The 17601-nt window shown below is 67.0% G+C and carries 18 protein-coding genes; 10 read left to right on the top strand and 8 right to left on the bottom strand.

Annotated elements, in window-relative coordinates; all coding sequences use genetic code 11:
* The first annotated feature begins 76 nt into the window (after positions 1-76).
* From Q7514_RS08810 to Q7514_RS08820, 3 genes are all read left to right on the top strand, one after another.
* On the top strand, positions 77-1162 hold the full coding sequence (locus Q7514_RS08810; RefSeq protein WP_330132865.1) for an S-(hydroxymethyl)mycothiol dehydrogenase: 1086 nt from the start codon (positions 77-79) through the stop codon (positions 1160-1162).
* The gene (locus Q7514_RS08815) at positions 1159-1797 is read left to right on the top strand and encodes an MBL fold metallo-hydrolase (protein ID WP_330132866.1); all 639 of its coding nucleotides are present in this window, start codon (positions 1159-1161) and stop codon (positions 1795-1797) included. The genes Q7514_RS08810 and Q7514_RS08815 overlap by 4 nt, the downstream gene beginning before the upstream one ends.
* 131 nt (positions 1798-1928) lie before the next feature.
* Complete coding sequence (locus tag Q7514_RS08820) at positions 1929-2951, top strand: CobW family GTP-binding protein (RefSeq protein WP_330132867.1); 1023 nt, start codon at positions 1929-1931, stop codon at positions 2949-2951.
* A gap of 46 nt (positions 2952-2997) precedes the next feature.
* Here Q7514_RS08820 and Q7514_RS08825 read toward each other — a convergent pair whose 3' ends face one another.
* The 4 genes from Q7514_RS08825 to Q7514_RS08840 all read right to left on the bottom strand — a co-directional run bounded on the left by Q7514_RS08825 (position 2998) and on the right by Q7514_RS08840 (position 7325).
* Complete coding sequence (locus tag Q7514_RS08825; RefSeq protein ID WP_330132868.1) at positions 2998-4440, bottom strand: DEAD/DEAH box helicase; 1443 nt, start codon at positions 4438-4440, stop codon at positions 2998-3000.
* A gap of 284 nt (positions 4441-4724) precedes the next feature.
* Positions 4725-5141 carry a molybdenum cofactor biosynthesis protein MoaE gene (locus tag Q7514_RS08830; protein WP_330132869.1) on the bottom strand — a complete coding sequence of 139 codons (417 nt, stop codon included), beginning with the start codon at positions 5139-5141 and terminating at the stop codon, positions 4725-4727.
* Positions 5134-6135 (bottom strand): bifunctional molybdenum cofactor biosynthesis protein MoaC/MoaB, encoded by a 1002-nt coding sequence (gene moaCB, locus Q7514_RS08835; protein WP_330132870.1) that lies wholly within the window; start codon positions 6133-6135, stop codon positions 5134-5136. Before moaCB ends, Q7514_RS08830 begins: the two co-directional genes overlap by 8 nt.
* The gene (locus Q7514_RS08840; protein ID WP_330132871.1) at positions 6132-7325 is read right to left on the bottom strand and encodes a molybdopterin molybdotransferase MoeA; all 1194 of its coding nucleotides are present in this window, start codon (positions 7323-7325) and stop codon (positions 6132-6134) included. Before Q7514_RS08840 ends, moaCB begins: the two co-directional genes overlap by 4 nt.
* 88 nt (positions 7326-7413) lie before the next feature.
* Between Q7514_RS08840 and moaA the strand changes: the two genes are divergently transcribed.
* Both moaA and Q7514_RS08850 read left to right on the top strand, forming a co-directional pair.
* Positions 7414-8472, top strand: coding sequence for a GTP 3',8-cyclase MoaA (moaA, locus tag Q7514_RS08845; RefSeq protein ID WP_330132872.1), 1059 nt, complete (start codon positions 7414-7416; stop codon positions 8470-8472).
* Positions 8465-8740: a MoaD/ThiS family protein gene (locus Q7514_RS08850; protein ID WP_330132873.1), complete on the top strand. Its 276-nt coding sequence runs from the start codon at positions 8465-8467 to the stop codon at positions 8738-8740. Before moaA ends, Q7514_RS08850 begins: the two co-directional genes overlap by 8 nt.
* A 3-nt stretch (positions 8741-8743) precedes the next feature.
* On the opposite strand, the gene nadE is transcribed toward Q7514_RS08850, so the two are convergent.
* On the bottom strand, positions 8744-9583 hold the full coding sequence (gene nadE / locus Q7514_RS08855) for an ammonia-dependent NAD(+) synthetase (RefSeq protein ID WP_330132875.1): 840 nt from the start codon (positions 9581-9583) through the stop codon (positions 8744-8746).
* 144 nt (positions 9584-9727) lie between these two features.
* On the opposite strand from nadE, the gene Q7514_RS08860 reads away from it, so the two are divergent.
* Positions 9728-10276, top strand: coding sequence for a nucleosidase (locus tag Q7514_RS08860; protein WP_330132876.1), 549 nt, complete (start codon positions 9728-9730; stop codon positions 10274-10276).
* 23 nt (positions 10277-10299) lie between these two features.
* Here Q7514_RS08860 and Q7514_RS08865 read toward each other — a convergent pair whose 3' ends face one another.
* Together Q7514_RS08865 and Q7514_RS08870 are read right to left on the bottom strand one after the other, a co-directional pair.
* On the bottom strand, positions 10300-11094 hold the full coding sequence (locus Q7514_RS08865) for an META domain-containing protein (RefSeq protein WP_330132877.1): 795 nt from the start codon (positions 11092-11094) through the stop codon (positions 10300-10302).
* Positions 11095-11186: 92 nt separating this feature from the next.
* Positions 11187-11810 carry a TetR/AcrR family transcriptional regulator gene (locus Q7514_RS08870; protein ID WP_330132878.1) on the bottom strand — a complete coding sequence of 208 codons (624 nt, stop codon included), beginning with the start codon at positions 11808-11810 and terminating at the stop codon, positions 11187-11189.
* A 108-nt stretch (positions 11811-11918) separates the two neighbouring features.
* Here Q7514_RS08870 and Q7514_RS08875 point away from each other — a divergent pair, with 108 nt between their 5' ends.
* Positions 11919-12482, top strand: coding sequence for an NAD(P)H-dependent oxidoreductase (locus Q7514_RS08875; RefSeq protein ID WP_330132879.1), 564 nt, complete (start codon positions 11919-11921; stop codon positions 12480-12482).
* A gap of 111 nt (positions 12483-12593) precedes the next feature.
* Here the strand turns inward: Q7514_RS08875 and fepB are convergent, their stop codons facing one another.
* Positions 12594-13628, bottom strand: coding sequence for a Fe2+-enterobactin ABC transporter substrate-binding protein (gene fepB, locus Q7514_RS08880; protein ID WP_330132880.1), 1035 nt, complete (start codon positions 13626-13628; stop codon positions 12594-12596).
* A gap of 181 nt (positions 13629-13809) precedes the next feature.
* Between fepB and Q7514_RS08885 the strand changes: the two genes are divergently transcribed.
* The 3 genes from Q7514_RS08885 to Q7514_RS08895 are packed head-to-tail and all read left to right on the top strand — an operon-like array spanning position 13810 to position 17473.
* A complete protein-coding gene (locus tag Q7514_RS08885) occupies positions 13810-14388 on the top strand; it encodes a 2Fe-2S iron-sulfur cluster-binding protein (protein ID WP_330132881.1) in 579 nt (192 codons plus the stop codon).
* Positions 14385-15386: an FAD binding domain-containing protein gene (locus tag Q7514_RS08890; RefSeq protein ID WP_330132882.1), complete on the top strand. Its 1002-nt coding sequence runs from the start codon at positions 14385-14387 to the stop codon at positions 15384-15386. Before Q7514_RS08885 ends, Q7514_RS08890 begins: the two co-directional genes overlap by 4 nt.
* On the top strand, positions 15383-17473 hold the full coding sequence (locus Q7514_RS08895) for a xanthine dehydrogenase family protein molybdopterin-binding subunit (protein ID WP_330132883.1): 2091 nt from the start codon (positions 15383-15385) through the stop codon (positions 17471-17473). The genes Q7514_RS08890 and Q7514_RS08895 overlap by 4 nt, the downstream gene beginning before the upstream one ends.
* Positions 17474-17601 lie beyond the last annotated feature (128 nt).

The following is a 17601-nucleotide window of genomic DNA, read 5'->3' on the forward strand; positions in this document are numbered from 1 at the left end:
CGAGAGTCGCGGCGGTGGATAGGGTCGTGGAGGAGCCCGATCAGGCTTCCGCCACAGTCACGAAGGAGACATCACCATGTCGCAGACAGTCCGGGGAGTTGTTGCACGCGCGAAGGGTGCTCCCGTCGAGGTCGTGCCCATCGTCATTCCGGATCCGGGACCGGGTGAGGTCGTCGTCGCGATCGCCGCGTGCGGCGTGTGCCACACAGACCTGCACTACCGCGAGGGCGGCATCAACGACGAGTTCCCGTTCCTGCTCGGCCACGAAGCGGCCGGTGTCGTCGAATCCGTCGGCGCGGGCGTCGACTCGGTGCAGGTGGGAGACTTCGTCGTCCTGAACTGGCGCGCCGTGTGCGGTCAGTGTCGCGCGTGCAAGCGTGGCCAGCCGCAGTACTGTTTCTCGACGTTCAACGCCACCCAGAAGATGACCCTCGAGGGTGGCACCGAACTGTCGCCCGCGCTGGGCATCGGTGCGTTCGCCGACAAGACGCTGGTCCACGCGGGTCAGTGCACCAAGGTGGACCCGACCGCCGATCCCGCCGTCGTGGGACTGCTCGGCTGCGGTGTGATGGCAGGCCTGGGTGCCGCAGTGAACACGGGCGGAGTCACGCGTGGTCAGTCCGTCGCCGTGATCGGCTGCGGCGGTGTCGGCGACGCCGCGATCATGGGCGCGCGGCTCGCGGGTGCCGGCACGATCATCGCCGTCGACCGCGACGACAAAAAGCTCGCGTGGGCCACCGACCTCGGTGCGACTCACGTGATCAACTCGACGAGCGTCGACCCCGTCGAGCGCATCCAGGAGATCACCGGTGGCTTCGGCGCCGACGTCGTCATCGACGCGGTCGGGCGTCCCGAGACCTACAAGCAGGCGTTCTACGCCCGCGACCTCGCAGGCACGGTCGTCCTCGTCGGTGTGCCGACCCCCGACATGACCCTCGAGCTGCCGCTGATCGATTTCTTCTCGCACGGCGGGTCGCTCAAGAGTTCGTGGTACGGCGACTGCCTGCCCGAGCGCGACTTCCCGACCTACGTCGATCTCTACCAGCAGGGACGTCTTCCGCTCGAGAAGTTCGTCACCGAGCGCATCGGCATCGACGACGTCGAGAAGGCGTTCGAGACGATGCACCGCGGTGAAGTTCTGCGTTCGGTGGTGGTGTTGTGAGCGCGACGAGTCCCATCAGAATCGATCGGGTCGTCACGTCGGGTGTGTTCGCGCTCGACGGCGGCGAATGGGAGGTCGACAACAACATCTGGCTCGTCGGCAACGACGACGAGGTGGTGGTGATCGACGCCGCGCACACCGCGCAGCCGATCATCGACGCCGTCGGCAATCGCAGGGTCGTGGCGATCGTGTGCACGCACGCGCACAACGACCACATCACGGTGGCGCCCGAACTGTCCGAGAAGCTCGACGCGCCGATCCTGCTGAACCCGGCCGACAACATGCTGTGGGAAGCCACTCACCCGGGGGTCGCGCACGGCACGCTCGAGGACGGCGATCGAATCAGGGTTGCAGGTACGGACATCCAGGCGATCGCGACGCCCGGCCATTCGCCGGGCTCGACCTGCCTGTACGTGCCGGAGGCCGGGGAGTTGTTCACCGGCGACACCCTGTTCTCGGGTGGGCCCGGCGCGACCGGACGCTCGTTCTCGGACTTCCCGACGATCATCGGGTCGATCCGCGACAAGCTGTTCGTCCTGCCGGCGGAGACGACCGTGCACACCGGGCACGGCGACGGCACCACCCTCGGTACCGAATCGCCGCATCTCGAGGAGTGGATCAAGAGAGGTAGCTGACACCCCCGTGCGCGGTTCCGGTAGCACCCGCTACCGGAACCGCGCACCAGTGTGTCGAGGGTGGGTGACTCGGCCGGCGGCGGCACGTCCTAGCATGGGTTGCCCGGGCGAACGACGGTCGAGGAGGACACATGGCGAAACGGAAGATCCCGGTCGTCGTTGTCGCCGGTTTCCTCGGGTCGGGAAAGACCACGTTGCTCAACCATCTGCTGCGCAACACCCGGGGCGCCCGAATCGGGGTGATAGTCAACGACTTCGGTTCGGTCAACATCGACTCGATGATGGTTGCCGGTCAGGTCGACTCGATGGTGTCGCTCAGCAACGGATGTCTGTGCTGCGCGATCGATGTCAGCGACATGGACGCGATGCTCGACAAACTTGCGCACCCGAAATCCGATCTCGACGTCATCGTCGTCGAAGCGAGTGGGCTGGCGGAACCGCGCAATATGATCCGGCTCGTCGTGAGCTCGGAGAACGAGCACATCACCTATGGGGGACTGGTGCTCGTCGTCGACGCATACGAGTTCGACACCACGCGGGAGCGGCATCCCGAACTCGACCAGCACGTTGCGATGGCCGATCTGATTCTGCTCAACAAGACCGATCGCGTCGACACCGACACTCACGACGACCTGCTCGGTCGCCTGTGTGGACTCAATGCGCGCGCGGCCGTGGTCTCGACCGACCACAGTCGGGTCGACCCGGGACTGCTGTTCGATTTCTCCGAACGCGCCGAGCCTCGGCCGGGTGAACAACTGACCCTCGACGACCTCCTGCGCGAACACGACGAGCACGACCATCGGCACCTGCACGACGGGTACGACTCGATCACGTTCGAAAGCGACGCACCGCTGCATCCCCGCGCGCTCGTGGACCTTCTGGAGAACCAGCCCGCGGGAGTCTTCCGGATCAAAGGCTATGTGACGGTCACCGCGGGCCTGCGCTCCACGAGATACCTGGTGCAGACGGTCGGCGACCACATCCGATTCGAACCACCGGGTCGCGGCGACGACGCTCCGGGTACCACCCGGCTCGTCGTCATCGGCGCCGATCTGGATTCCGACGCCGTGCGCGAACAGCTGGGTCGGTGCGTGGCGGATGAACCGGTGTCGGCGGACGCGATGTACGCCGTCCACCGGTTCACGCCACGCTGAAGCATCTTCGCGCGAGGGTATTTCTCGTGCGGCTGCGCTGCGGTGTCTAACGTGCAGCTGCGCTGCGGCGCGGTGCACGACGCTGGCCGCTCCCTGCGGCGCCGCCCTGGCCGGCCGCGGTACGACGACCACCCGTGCCGCCCTGACGTGCAGCGGAACCGTTGCGTGCACCCGAGCCCTGCCGGCCCGAACCGCCCTGGCGTGCGCCACCTTCGCTGCGTACACCGGCGCCCTGCCGGGATCCGCCGGTGCGGCGTGCGCCACCGGAACGTGACGGCCGGTTCGAACCGGACGACGCAGCCTGCTTGGGAGCGGGTGACACGTGCGGTGCGATCTCGCCGACGAGCGCGAGGACGTGCTCGGAGCTGGCCGTGGACTTGACCGGAGTGACGTTGATCGATGCCTTGCGCATGATCGTCGCGAGGTCCTTGCGTTGATCCGGGAGCACGAGGGTCACCACATCACCGGCGCTGCCGGCGCGGGCGGTCCGGCCGGACCGGTGCAGGTAGGCCTTGTGCTCGGCGGGCGGGTCGACGTGCACGACGAGCTGTACATCGTCGACGTGCACACCGCGTGCCGCGACGTCGGTCGCGACAAGGACGCGTGCCTCGCCCGACGAGAATGCCGCCAGGTTCCGGTCGCGTGCGTTCTGCGACAGGTTGCCGTGCAGATCCACCGCCGGGATACCGGAATCGGTGAGCTGCTTGGCGAGCTTGCGGGCCTGATGCTTGGTGCGCATGAACAGGATTCGGCGACCCGTACCCGAAGCGAGGGTGCGGACGAGGTCCTTCTTCGCGTCGACGCCGGCGACGTCGAACACGTGGTGGGTCATCGCGGCGACGGGGGAGTTGGCCTCGTCCACCGAGTGGAGGATCGGGTTGGTCAGGAACTTCTTGACGAGCTTGTCGACTCCGTTGTCCAGTGTCGCCGAGAACAGCAACCGCTGCCCGCCTTTGGCGGTGGCATTCAGGATGCGGGTGACGCCGGGGAGGAATCCGAGGTCGGCCATGTGGTCGGCCTCGTCCAGGACGGTGAGCTCGACTGCATCGAGGCTGACGAAGCCCTGACGCATCAGGTCCTCGAGGCGACCGGGGCAGGCGATGACGATATCGACGCCGCGTCGCAGGGCCTCGACCTGACGGTTCTGGGACACGCCGCCGAAGATGGTGGTGACACGCAGGCCCGCGGTGTGAGCGAGGGGCTCGACCACAGCAGCGATCTGCGTTGCGAGTTCGCGGGTGGGCGCGAGCACGAGGCCGCGGGGGCGCCCGGCAGCACGCGTCGAACCTCCGGAGAGGCGAGCGGTGAGCGGGATGGAGAACGCGAGGGTCTTGCCGCTACCGGTCCGGCCGCGGCCGAGGACGTCGCGACCCGCAAGGGAGTCTGGAAGGGTGTCCGCCTGGATGGGGAACGGGCTGGTGATGCCCGAGTCACTCAGTGCGGCGACGAGAGGACGGGGGACCCCGAGATCGGAAAAGGATGTGGTCATAGAACAGCGCTGCCTTTCACTGCGGCGTGTGTGCACGCATACGGGAGCGATCCCGAGATGGTGCGGTGTGATCGCCGCGAGGAAAGCCGATGCTTGTTCTTGCTTGCGGGCCGGGCACGATCCCGAGCCGCCGGTATCCCACGACGGTGGGTGTCGTCGTGACACCCGAACCGGATCAGCTTACCTCACCCGTCGTCGAATCGGCGTCACCGCATACGAGCAAACGGCACCGTCGCCCCGTCCGAGGCGATGAAGGTGCCGTTCGCGCGGAAGGGAACGGGCGGTCAGCAGACCCCGACCCACTCGGAGATTCCGTCGGCGAACTGCTGCCGCTTCCAAATGGGCACTTCATGTTTGATGCGTTCGACGAGTTCGGCGCATGTAGCGAAAGCCTCTGCTCGGTGCGGCGCGGCGACTGCCGCGACGATGGCGAGATCGCCGATGGTGAGTTCGCCCACCCGGTGGACCGCGGCGACCGGAAGACCGGATTCTGTGGCCACCTCCTCGCAGACCCGCCGCAGGAATGCCTCGGCGTCCGGGTGCGACTTGTACTCGAGCGCTGTCACCGCCTGGCCGCCGTCGTGGTTACGCACCGCACCGGTGAACACCACCACTGCGCCGTGCTCGGGGCCGGCAACCGCATCGTCCACCGCGACGGGATCCAACGGCTCCGACGAAATTCTTGCCAACAGGTCACTCATGGGCTCCGCCTCCGGACACTTGCGCCAACAGATGATCGAGGATCGGGTCGAGTGCGGCGAGCCCGTCCTCGACGCCGCCCGGCGATCCGGGAAGGTTCACCACGACGGTGGACCCGGCCAGACCGGCGACACCGCGGGAGAGCACCGCGTGCGGGGTGACATCGAGCCCGCGACGGCGGATCGAATCGGCAACACCGGGCAGTTCGCGGTCGAGCACCGCAAGGGTGGCCTCGGGTGTGCCGTCGGTGGGGGACGCGCCGGTGCCGCCGGTGGTGATGACCAGGGCAGGGCTGCCGGTGAGTGCGTCGGCCAGCCCCGAGGAGATTCGCGCGTCGGCGTAGATCAGTGGCCCTCGTACCGCGAACCCTCGCTCGGTGAGCCACCGTTCGATGGTCGGGCCTGTCCTGTCGTCGCGCGTGCCCGCTGCCACGCCGGTGGAGGCCACCACGACTACAGCGGAACGCGCTGACACCGGATCGGTTAGCGACGCGTCGGTATGCGCGGATGCCTCGTCCTCGGATGCCTCGTCACGGAACCACCGTCCGCGCTTGCCGCCTTCCTTCGATACCAGACGTACACCGTTGAGTACCGCGGCGGGATCGACGGCCTTGACCATGTCGTGCAGCGTGAGTCCGGCGACGGCCACCGCAGTGAGCGCCTCCATTTCGACCCCGGTGGGGCCGGTGGTCTTCGCGACGGCCTCGATCGTGATCGTCGTGTCGGTGAAACCGAAGGTCACCTTCACGGTCGACAAGGCCAGTTGATGGCACAGGGGAATGAGTTCCCACGTGCGCTTGGCGGCACCGATGCCTGCGATGCGGGCGGTGGCCAGCACGTCTGCCTTGGGCATGTCGTCGGCACGGACGAGTGCGATCACCTCGGCGGTGGTCGCCAGCTCACCTGCGGCGACGGCGACTCGATGGGTGTCGTTCTTCGCTGAGACGTCGACCATGCGAGCGCGGCCCTGATCGTCGAGGTGGCTCAATTCGCTCACAGTGGAAGCACTTTCACGAGATCTCCGGATTCGAGGGTGGTGATGTCGGGGTCGATGTCGAGGAGTGCATCGGCGGTGGCCAGGCCCGCGACGAGGTGGGAACCGTGCCCGGGAAGCGGCGCCACACCGTCACCGTCGAGGCGGGCTCGCAGGAACTGACGACGGCCCGGGATGGATTCGAGCCCGATCGTCAGCGGTCGTGTGCCGGAGGCGATTGCCGGCAGGCCCGCGATCTCGCGCAGCAGCGGGCGGGCGAACACCTCGAACGAGACGAGTGCGCTCACGGGGTTACCCGGGAACGTCAGGATCGGTACACCGTCGACGACGGCGGTTCCCTGCGGTCCGCCGGGTTGCATCGCCACCGACACGAAGGTGCCGCCCCGCGGCTCGAGGGTGTCCTTGACGACCTCGAAATCCCCCTTCGAGACTCCGCCGGAAGTGAAGACCACGTCGGCGACCGCCACCGCGTGGGCGATCATGGCGGCGAACTCCTCGGGATCGTCCTCGCAGTGCGCGATCGAGGTGACCTCGGCGCCGTTCGCGGCGGCGCTGGCCGCAAGAGCGGGACCGTTCGAGTTGTAGATCTTCCCCGGCCCGAGTTCTTCGCCAGGGGTGACGAGCTCACTACCGGTGGAGATCACCGCGACCCGGGGGCGACCCCGAACGGGTACGTCGGTCAGGCCCACCGCGGCGAGGACCGAGATGTGCCGGGCCGCCAGGAGAGTGCCGGCGGGGAGCAGGAGTGCACCGGCGTGCACATCACTGCCGGCTTCGCGCACATACATGCCGGATGTGGTCGTGTGATGCACGGTCACGGTGCCCGCAGCCTCGTCCGTCTCGGTGTCCTCGACCGGAACGACCGCATCGGCGCCGTCGGGGATCGGAGCGCCGGTCATGATCTTGAGAGCGGTGCCTGCAGTCAGGGTGGACGCGGCGTCGCCGGCGGCGATGACGGCCTGCACGGCCAGAGTCGCCGGCACGGCGGCCACCGACGCGGCGTCGACGGCGTAACCGTCCATCTGAGAGTTGCGGAACGGAGGAAGAGAGATCGGTGCGTGGACCGGCTCGGCAAGTGTCCGGTCGAGCGCGCGTGCGAGCGGCACCTGGGCAGGAGGTATCGACCCCAGCGGCTCGAGAAGCGCCGCTACGTGCTGTGCATGTTCCTCCACGGACCGCCTGCCGCCTGTCATGGCGACTACCGTACCGGTGCCCTTGTGGGGCATTCGTATCCCCGGGCGCGTTTCATAGGCATACTGACGATATGAGGCCGGTGATTCTGTGACAGCAGTGGATGTGGGAATGCCGTCCGTGCGCGCGGAAACGGACGACGTATCGGACCGTCCCGATGTGCCCGACCTGCTCGACCGCTTCGGGCGCGTCGCGCGGGACCTACGCGTCTCCATCACCGAGAAATGCTCCCTACGCTGCACCTACTGCATGCCCGAAGAAGGCCTACCCGCCATCCCACGCGAGCAACTGCTCACCACCGCAGAAATCGTGCGCCTGGTCGGGGTCGCCACCGGCCTGCTCGGCGTACAGGAAGTGCGGTTCACCGGCGGCGAACCCCTGATGCGACGCGACCTCGAAGACATCATCGCGGGCTGCCGCCGCATCGCCCCCGGCGTACCGCTGGCTCTGACCAGCAACGCCGTCGGACTCGCACACCGCGCACAAGACCTGCGCGACGCCGGACTGACGCGGGTGAACATCTCCCTCGACACCGTCGACCGTGATCATTTCGCCCGCCTGACCCGCCGCGACCGACTCGATTCGGTACTCGCAGGCATCCGCGCGGCCAAGACCGTCGGATTCACCCGGGTCAAGGTCAACGCGGTCCTCATGCCCGAGACCCTCGACGGCGCCGCCGACCTCCTGCAGTGGTGCCTCGACGAAGGCGTCGAACTGCGGTTCATCGAGGAGATGCCCCTCGACGCCGACCACGAGTGGGCCCGCGCGAACATGGTCACCGCACAGCGTCTGCTCGAGGTGCTCGGTGCCCGCTTCACCTTGACCGAGACACCCCGTGAGGATCCGTCGGCTCCCGCGGAACGGTGGTCCGTCGACGCGGGACCGGCGACCGTGGGGATCATCGCCTCGGTCACCCGGTCGTTCTGCTCGGACTGCGACCGCACGCGTCTCACCGCGGAGGGTACCGTCCGGTCGTGCCTGTTCAGTGATCGTGAAACCGATCTGCGGGCGGCGGTGCGGGGCGGTGCGACCGACGACGAGCTTGCCGCGTTGTGGCGCGGCGCCATGTGGAACAAGTGGGCCGGACACGGCATCGACGCGGCGGATTTCGTTCCGCCGGAACGCAGTATGGGAGCAATCGGTGGTTGATCAGGTGACCGGGATCGAGGTGCGGTACTTCGCCGCAGCAGCAGACGCCGCGGGACGTGAGAAGGAGACGGTCGACCTTGCCGTCGGCTCCGACCTGGCAGCGCTGCGCGCGGCTCTGATCGAGCGTCACGGAGCCGATATGGAACGGGTCCTGTCGGTTGCCGCCTATCTTGTCGAACCGGGACAGGGTGGTGGCGAACTCACCCGCGATCTGACCTACCCCGCGGGAGCGAAGGTGGACGTGCTGCCACCCTTCGCCGGCGGGTAGCGCTCAGCGCCACCAGGAGTCGAGCGGAGTGACCGGTACGGTCCGCTTGTGCCTCGTCGCGAGGAACACACGCTCGACCTTCTCGGCCACCTCCGCTGTGACGTCCAGGCCTTCGAGGTAGTCGTCGATCTCGGCGTAGGTCATGCCGAGTGCGACCTCATCGGGCAGTGCGGGTCGGTCGTCCTCGAGATCCGCGGTCGGGACCTTCTGCCACGTGCTGTCCGGTGCTCCGAGTTCACGCAGGAGCGCTGCGCCCTGCCGCTTCGTCAGGCCCGTGAGCGGGGTGATGTCCACACCGCCGTCCCCGAACTTCGTGAAGAAACCGGTGACGGCCTCTGCCGCGTGATCGGTACCGACCACCAGGTAACCGAGCTCGCCCGCGATGGCGTACTGCAGGACCATCCGCTCGCGGGCCTTGATGTTGCCTCGGACGAAGTCGCGGAGCGTGACGTCGTGTCCGAGGAGTTCACGAATGCCCTGCGCGGCTTCGGTGGCAGTGGCGTCGGCACCGGGCTTGACGTCGACGCGGAACTCGCGGTCGGGCCTGATGAAGTCGAGAGCGATCCGCGCATCGTGTTCGTCGGCCTGTACACCGTAGGGGAGACGGACGGCGACGAACTCGGCCTCGTGCCCGTCGGCGCGCAGTGCCTCCGCCGCGAGCTGCACGAGACGACCCGTCAGGGTGCTGTCCTGCCCTCCGCTGATTCCGAGCACGAAGCCCTTTGCGGGTGTGCTGCGCAGATAGTCCGTGAGAAACCGCACGCGCGCGTCGATTTCGGCCCGCGGGTCGATGGTGGGCCGGACTCCGAGTTCATCGATGATGCGATCGCGAAGATTCTCCATGCGGGAACTCTAGCGGGCACGTCGCCGGTGTGCGACGCGCCACGATACGGTGCGGGAAACTGGTCGTCGGTGCACCGGATGGTGCAGTGCTCTTATTGTCGCCACCCGCGACGAGGCGAAGCATCGGACCGAGAAAGGCAGCACGTGAACGGGATTCTCGTCGTATCCGCAACGAAGGCCGAAGCGGCGCATGTGCCGGATCGGTACGACGTCCTCATCACCGGTATCGGGAAGGTGACAGCTGCCGTGGCAGTCGCTGCGGCGCTCGCGCGCTTCCCCGAGGACGCACGGCCGCTCGTCGTCAACATCGGCACGGCGGGCGCGCTGCACGGTCATCACAGTGGCCTGTACATGCCGTCGACGGTGATCAATCACGACATCAGCAGCAAGGTGCTGCGTAGCCTTGGACACCCGGTCGAGGACGCGCTCTCGGTCGACGGCGGCGACGGCAGCATCCTCGCTACGGGCGACACGTTCGTCTCCGACGCCGAGGTCCGCGACGCGTTGGCCGCGCGGGCCGACCTCGTCGACATGGAAGGATTCGCGATCGCGTCCGCCGCGTCCTACATGGGAGCGGGAGTCCGGCTGGTGAAGTACGTGAGCGACCACGCCGACGACACGGCGATGGACTGGCCGAAGCAGATCGACGCCGCCGGGCGGGCACTCGCGTGGTGGCTCGAGGAGCGGTACTGACAGGGTGCTGACGGTATGGGGGCCTAGCGGGCTCGGTAGCCCACGCCGTCGACACCGTTCGACGCCGTGAGTGTCATCTCCGTGCCGTCGACGACATAGGTGGTCTCACCCGAGAGGACCGCAAGGATGTGGTTCTCGATCTCGGCGAGTGCCGGGTCGACGCACGCGACGCGGGTGGTGGCCAGCAGGCCGAACACGAGGGTGCCGTCGCCGACCTGGGCGGTCCCGGTGAAACGGTTGCATCCGGTGCTGCCCGAGACCTGACCGCCGTCGGTGACCATGAGGGTCACGTCGGCGTTCTCCAGCGCCGCTGACGACATGACCGCGTCGGCGGTGCGCACGGTCGTGGCGAGCCATTCGGTTCCGGTGATCGGCCGGTCGGGGTCCGCGACCTTCTTGTTGGTCAGGGAGACGGTGGTCGCGCCGCCCGTGAGGGTGAGTACGTCTCCGTCGAGGCTCCACTGCGGTGATCCCGAGAGCAGGGTGCTGAGCCAGCCATCGGCTCCGTCGGCAGGGGGTGGGCACGCCATCATCGTGCTCGCGAGATTCGGGGCACTCAGGGTGCCGTCGGCGAGGTCGATCCCACCGGCGAAGCGGTTGCAGCCCGCGGTCGCGGCGAGGTGGCCGGGCTCGGGGAACTCCACGACCAGCGGTCCACCGCCGGGAATCGCGTCGCCGGTCACCTCGGTCGAGATGAACGTACGACCGGTGAGGTTGTCGGCCGAGCCTGATCCGGAGGGGGCGGACGGGCCGGTGCTGCATGCGGAGACAGCGACTGCCACGGAACACAGTGCGAGGACGCCGAGAATGCGAGTCATCCGCTCACGCTACGTGGAGTGTTCTGCGCACGGATACATGTGGTGTGCTTCGTACACTCGGGCTCATGTTGAGTGCTTCGTACACTCGGGCTTCATGTTGAGTACTCCGTACTCGGAAGGCTGTCGCCGGTGACGACCCGATGAGTGAGGTCCGCCCAGTTGTCGGCGAGTTCTTTCAGGGAATAGCCGAGCTCATGCCACTGGTACAGGATCAGCCCGGGGTCGAGTGCCGCCAGCAGTGAGTGGGCGAGCAGGCGGGACCTGGCGCCCATCCCGATCGTGCGCAGCAGCATCTCGAGGTGGATGAGTGAGACCTGCCGGGGCGCGTTGCCGTGGCGGGTCTCGACGGAGCTCTCCGCTGCGCGGAGCAGTTCGCCCTGGACTTCGACGAGTTCGATGCGTGCCCGGCCGAATGCGATCAGCCGCGCGATCGGCTCGGCGTCGGGCCCGAGCGGGGGAGGACCGTACATGCAGGCGTACTGGAACGCGGACTCGCTGTGATCGAGGAGCGCGGCCATGAGTCCCGCCCGTGAGCCGAAGCGACGGAACACCGTGCCTTTGCCGACGCCGGCGCGCGCTGCGACGGCGTCCATGGTCACTGCGTCAGGTCCGCGTTCGGCGACAAGCAGCGCGGCGGCGTCGAGGAGCCGTTGCCGGTTGCGTGCAGCGTCGCATCGCTCCACGCTCTCGCCGGCGATGGGGACCGGTGTGTTCACAAGGTCACACTTTAGCGGACGGGAATAGAAAGTGGACCGTGGTCCGTTTATGCTCGTGTAGTTGCTTCGACACGGACTTCCCCGTCCCCGGACCCAAGGATTTCGAACATGGCCCAGACTCGAGTTCTCGCCCTCGTCGGCAGCCTGCGCGCTGCCGCCGTCACCCGCCAGCTTGCAGAGACCGCCGTTGCAGTGTCCCCCGACGAAGTCGAGGTCACCGTCTACGAAGGGCTCGCAGACGTCCCGTTCTACAACGAAGATCTCGACGGCGAGACCGTCCCTGCCGCCGCTGTTGCGCTGCGCGACGCCGCCGCCGACTCCGACGCGTTCCTGCTCGTCACGCCCGAGTACAACGGCACCCTGTCCGCTGTGTTGAAGAACGCCATCGACTGGCTCTCGCGTCCGTACGGTGTGGGTGCCCTGAGTGGCAAGCCGGTCGCAATCGTGGGCCAGTCGCCGAGTAAGAACGCCGGTAAGTGGGCGCTCGAGGATGCAACCAAGGTTGTGGGAATCGCCGGTGGCAAGGTCGTCGAGGGTGGGTCGCTCACCGTCGGAGAGACCTTCGGCAAGTTCGGTGAGGCCCACGCCAAGGAGCACGCCGAGACCGCGGAGCAGATCGCCGCCGTCGTGACCGCTCTCGCCGACGCGAAGGCAGCTGTGGTCAGCGCCTGATCGCGACCGTCACACACAGCCGGGGCCGGATACCTATGAGGTTTCCGGCCCCGGCTGTGTGCGCGATAGCTGTGTGTGCGATACCGGGACGTTCGCGAACCGTGTCCGGAATCAGCCGAGCGCGTCGACGATACGGTCGACGACGTTGTTCGCGCTGTAGTAGTCGAGGCGGAAGCTGTCGTAGCCCAGCGCGTGGACAGCGTCGTTCTGGACCGACTTCGTATTGGCCAGTGTCGGATCGGCCTTCAGGCGGTCGGCGTCCTCCGGCAGGGCGTTGATGATGAAGGTGGTTCCGCCGGTCAGTGCCAGCGGCAGGTTCTCGGTCGCCACGGCAATGATGTCCGAGCGTCCCGCGGCGGCCGCTCCCGCTGTCTCGGGGACGGACGCGATTTCGAAGCCGAGCCGTGTGGCGAGACGGCCTTGAGCGGACTCGTCTGTGAAGATCCGGGAATCCTCGGGCGAATTGTAGGTGAGGATGCTCACCGTGTTGTCTTCGGCGAGTGCGGGGGCGATCGTGCTCTTCGCCTCGTCGACCTTGCTGTCGAACTCCTCGAGAAGCTCGGCCGCGCGCTCTTCTGCACCGACCGCCTCGGCGACCTGCGTGGTCAGGTCCTGCCACGACTTGTCCGAGTAGTCGTAGACGAGCGTGGGTGCGATCTGGGAGAGGAGTTCGACCTGATCGAGGGTGGAATCGGCACCGCTGGACGAGACGACGATGAGATCCGGTGTCGCGGCGGTGATCGCCTCGAGGCTCGGCTCGCCCTGGTAGAGGATCTCCACGTCTCGCTCGGCTGCGACGTCGGCCCACTGTATGAACAGGCCGTCGTCGTCGGTCACGGTGCTCGGCGGCTGTGCGGCTGTGCCGTACAGCGGGGCATCGAGCGCGAGCAGGGTGCCGGTGAGGGTCACGCTCGTCGACACGATCCGTTCGGGCCGGGCGTCGAGAGTGACGGGACCGTCGGCCGTCTCCACGGTGCGCGGCCACTCGCCGCTCGACTCGCTCGAGTCGGTGGTGGGGGTCGACGCGTCCTCATTCGACTCGGTGTCGGACGAGCACGCCGTCATCGTGACTCCGAGCGCCAGGGCGCCGACGGCTGCCATCAGGCGTGCGCCGCGGGTGCGGCGGCGATGCAATGTTGTGGACAAGATCTTCCTCCTGCGTGGTGATGCCGAAGCGGCATTCGAAAAGGATATTACGGTTAGGGCAGCGTTCCCTAAGTCGTGGGTGGATGTCGCTGCTCGATATCCGCGATTCCGCCGGAGAACGATTGGATCGAGTCGCCGACGGGAATGCAGAGGGCACAGCCCACCGTTCGGAGGTTCATCCATGGCAACGGAGATCGCATCGACCCCGGTCGTGAACGAGTGTGAGCGGAACATAGTGCTCCACGTCGACGGGGCACGGCGCCGCGTCACGGTCGACGTGCGCACCACTGTTCTCGACGCTCTACGCGACCGCCTCGACGTCACCGCCCCCAAGAAGGGATGTGATCACGGCCAGTGCGGGTCGTGCACCGTGTTGCTCGACGGCCGTCGTGTCGTGACATGTCTCGCGCTTGCGGTCTCGTACGACGGGGCGCATATCGTCACCGCCGCCGGACTGTCGTCGGACGGCGAACTGCATCCACTCCAGCAACAGTTCATCGATGACGATGCGTTCCAGTGCGGATATTGCACACCGGGTCAGATCTGCTCTGCGGTGGGCATGCTCGACGAGCTGGAGCAGGGAGATCCCAGCTACGTCACCGACGATCTCGAATCGACTGTTGCTCTCGACGGTGACGAGATCCGCGAGCGAATGAGTGGCAATCTGTGCCGGTGCGGGGCGTATCCGAACATCGTCGCCGCGATCTCCGAGTTCGCGCGCAGCGACACAGGAGCACCGACCGGAAGGCTCGAGGGATGAAGTCGTTGCGCTACGAGCGTGCCGCGGACCCGGCCGGTGCGGTCGCGCTCGTCCATGACAATCCCCACGCGGCATTCCTTGCCGGAGGGACCAATCTCGTCGACAATCTGAAGCTCGGCGTCGAGACGCCGGATCTTCTGGTCGACATTTCGCGTTTACCGCTCGACGACATCGTCGATGTCGCGGACGGCGGTGTGCGGATCGGTGCGAACGTGCGCAACAGCGACCTTGCCGCACACCCGGTCGTGCGTCGCCGCTATCCGATGCTGTCCCGTGCACTGCTCTCGGGTGCGTCGCCGCAACTGCGGAACTCGGCAACCACCGGAGGGAACCTCCTCCAGCGCACCCGATGTGTGTACTTCCGAGACGTATCCACCCCGTGCAACAAGCGTGAACCGGGTAGTGGGTGTTCGGCTCTCGGTGGTTACACCCGGTATCACGCGCTGTTCGGGGCGTCCGATGGATGTGTCGCCACGCATCCGTCCGATATGGCGGTGGCTCTGCTCGCCCTCGACGCCGAAGCTGTGGTTCTCGGACCGGAAGGTGAACGGATCATCCCGATCGAGGAGTTGTACCGCCTGCCCGGCGACACACCCGAACTCGACACCGACCTCGCGCGCGACGACCTCATCGTGGGTGTGCACATTCCTCCGCCGCAGGGCAGCGCGTCGACCTATCGCAAGGTCCGAGATCGCGCCGCGTTCGCATTCGCCCTGGTGTCTGTAGCGGCGGAACTGACGGTGACCGACGGCGCGATCAGTGGGTGCAGGCTCGCGTTCGGCGGAGTCGCCCACCGTCCGTGGCGGGCGCATCGTGCCGAGGACGCGCTGTTGGGACACCACCCGAGTGATGCCGTGTTCGCCGCAGCGGTGGACGCCGAACTCGCCCACGCGCAACCCCTCGACGGCAACGAGTTCAAGGTGGTGCTGCTCCGGCGCACCGTCGTCGCGGTCCTGCGAGGGCTTGCCGACCGGATTTCTCGTGAGGAGTCTGCATGAACCGCATCGAGGACCGTGCGATCGGTACGTCGACAGCGAGGCTGGACGGATCCGGAAAGGTGACGGGAACCGCGCCGTACGCATACGAGCATCGCGTAGCGGATCCGGCGTATCTCGTTCCCGCGACCGCAACGATTGCGCGCGGCCGGGTCCGGAAGATCGATACCACAGCGGCACGGGCGGTTCCCGGTGTGCTTGCTGTGCTCACTGTCTTCGACGCTCCGCGGCTGACAGCGGATGCGGAAGGTGAGTACGTGGTCCTTCAGAGCCCCGATGTCGCATATCGAGGGCAGATGATTGCCGCAGTGGTCGCCGAGACGCCAGAAGTGGCCCGGCAGGCGTGCGATGAGTTGACGATCGAGTACGAGCCGCAACCACACGACACCGGGTTCCGGCGCGATCACCCCGCGATGTATGCACCGGAGAAGGCCAACGGCGGATACCCGGCCGACAGCGAACGGGGAAACGTCGACGCTGCCTTCGGTAGTGCCGATGTGGTTGTGGACGAATGGTATTCGACCCCGGAGGAGCACAACAACCCTCTCGAACCCCACACCGTGGTGGCATTGTGGGAGAACGACGAGTTGACGCTCTACGATTCGACTCAGCATCCGCACGGGGTGGTCGAGGCGCTCGCGCCGGTCCTCGGGATCGACCCATCGAGGATCCGGGTGATATGCCCGTACATCGGCGGCGGATTCGGCTCGAAAGGCGCGCCTCATGCACACGACGTGCTCGCGTCGATGGCCGCACGTGTGATACCGGGGCGCGCGGTGAAGTTCGCGGTGACGCGGCAGGACATGTTCGGCTACGTCGGCTATCGGGCGCCGACTGCGTCGCATGTATGCATGGCCGCCGATCGTGACGGGACGCTCACAGGACTGATCCACGAGGCGTACACGCAGTCGTCGCACGTCTCGGAGTTCGTCGAGCAGGCCGCGGTATCGGCGCGGAGCCTGTACCGGGTACCGAACCTGAGGACTACCCACCGGGCGGTGGCCTTGGACGTGCCCGCGCCGTTCTGGATGCGGGCGCCCGGGGAAGCCCCCGGTATGTACGCCGGGGAGGTTGCGATGGACGAACTCGCGGAGGCCTGCGGAATCGACCCGATCGAACTGCGGATCCGCAACGAACCCGAAGTGGATCCGGAGACCGGGAAGCCGTGGTCGTCGCGGAGACTGGTCGAGTGCCTCCGCGAAGGTGGCCGACGGTTCGGCTGGGATCCGGACGACCGCGCGCCTGGGCTCCGGCGTCACGGGCGGTGGCTGACCGGGACGGGAGTCGCGGTCGCAACCTATCCGCACATGGTCAACCCCGGCTCGGAAGCGTCGATCCGACACGAGGGGGACGACCGGTTCGTCGTGCGTATCGGCGCCGCCGATCTCGGAACAGGTGCATGGACGGCCCTGACTCTCATCGCTGCGGATGCTCTCGGGTGCCGAGCCGACGACGTGCGGGTCGAAATCGGTGACAGCGCACTGCCCAATGCAACGGTCGCCGGTGGTTCGTCGGGGACTTCGTCGTGGGGGACCGCGATCATGACGGCGGCGGAGGAGTTCCGGAAGCGATTCGGCGATCGTCCCGAGGACGGCGCGGAAATCGCTGCGGCTGCAGGCGATAATCGGGAGCTTGAACACTACCGCGCACAGTCGTACGGCGCGCATTTCGCGGAGGTCCGCGTCGATGCCGATACCGGTGAGATCAGGGTGCCCAGGATGCTGGGGATGTTCTCGGTGGGGAGGGTGATCAATCCACGCACCGCCCGCTCGCAGTTCATCGGTGGGATGTGTTTCGGGATCTCGATGGCGCTGTTCGAGGAGAGCGTCCGTGACAGCCGTTTCGGACACGTCGTCAATCACGATCTGGCCGACTATCACGTGCCCACTCACGCCGACATCGGCAACATCGACGCCGCGTGGCTGGACGAGGACGATCTGCGGGCCACTCCGACGGGATCACGTGGTGTCGGTGAGATCGGCATCGTCGGAAGCGCGGCGGCTGTTGTCAACGCCCTGTGGCATGCGACGGGAGTCCGGGTGAGGAAACTGCCGGCGCACCTGGAGGATGTGTCCGGAGCGCTGCCCTGACCGTTCCGTGACGCGGCCCACCGGAACTTGTCGGTGGGTCGCGTCACACTGTGTGGAACCGCACCTCGACGACGGTTCTCGACACGCCGCAGACGCGTCCGATCCGCGGTGCGAAAGTGAGGCGACCT

This window comes from Rhodococcus artemisiae (genome assembly GCF_036327795.1).
Lineage (GTDB): Bacteria > Actinomycetota > Actinomycetes > Mycobacteriales > Mycobacteriaceae > Rhodococcus > Rhodococcus artemisiae.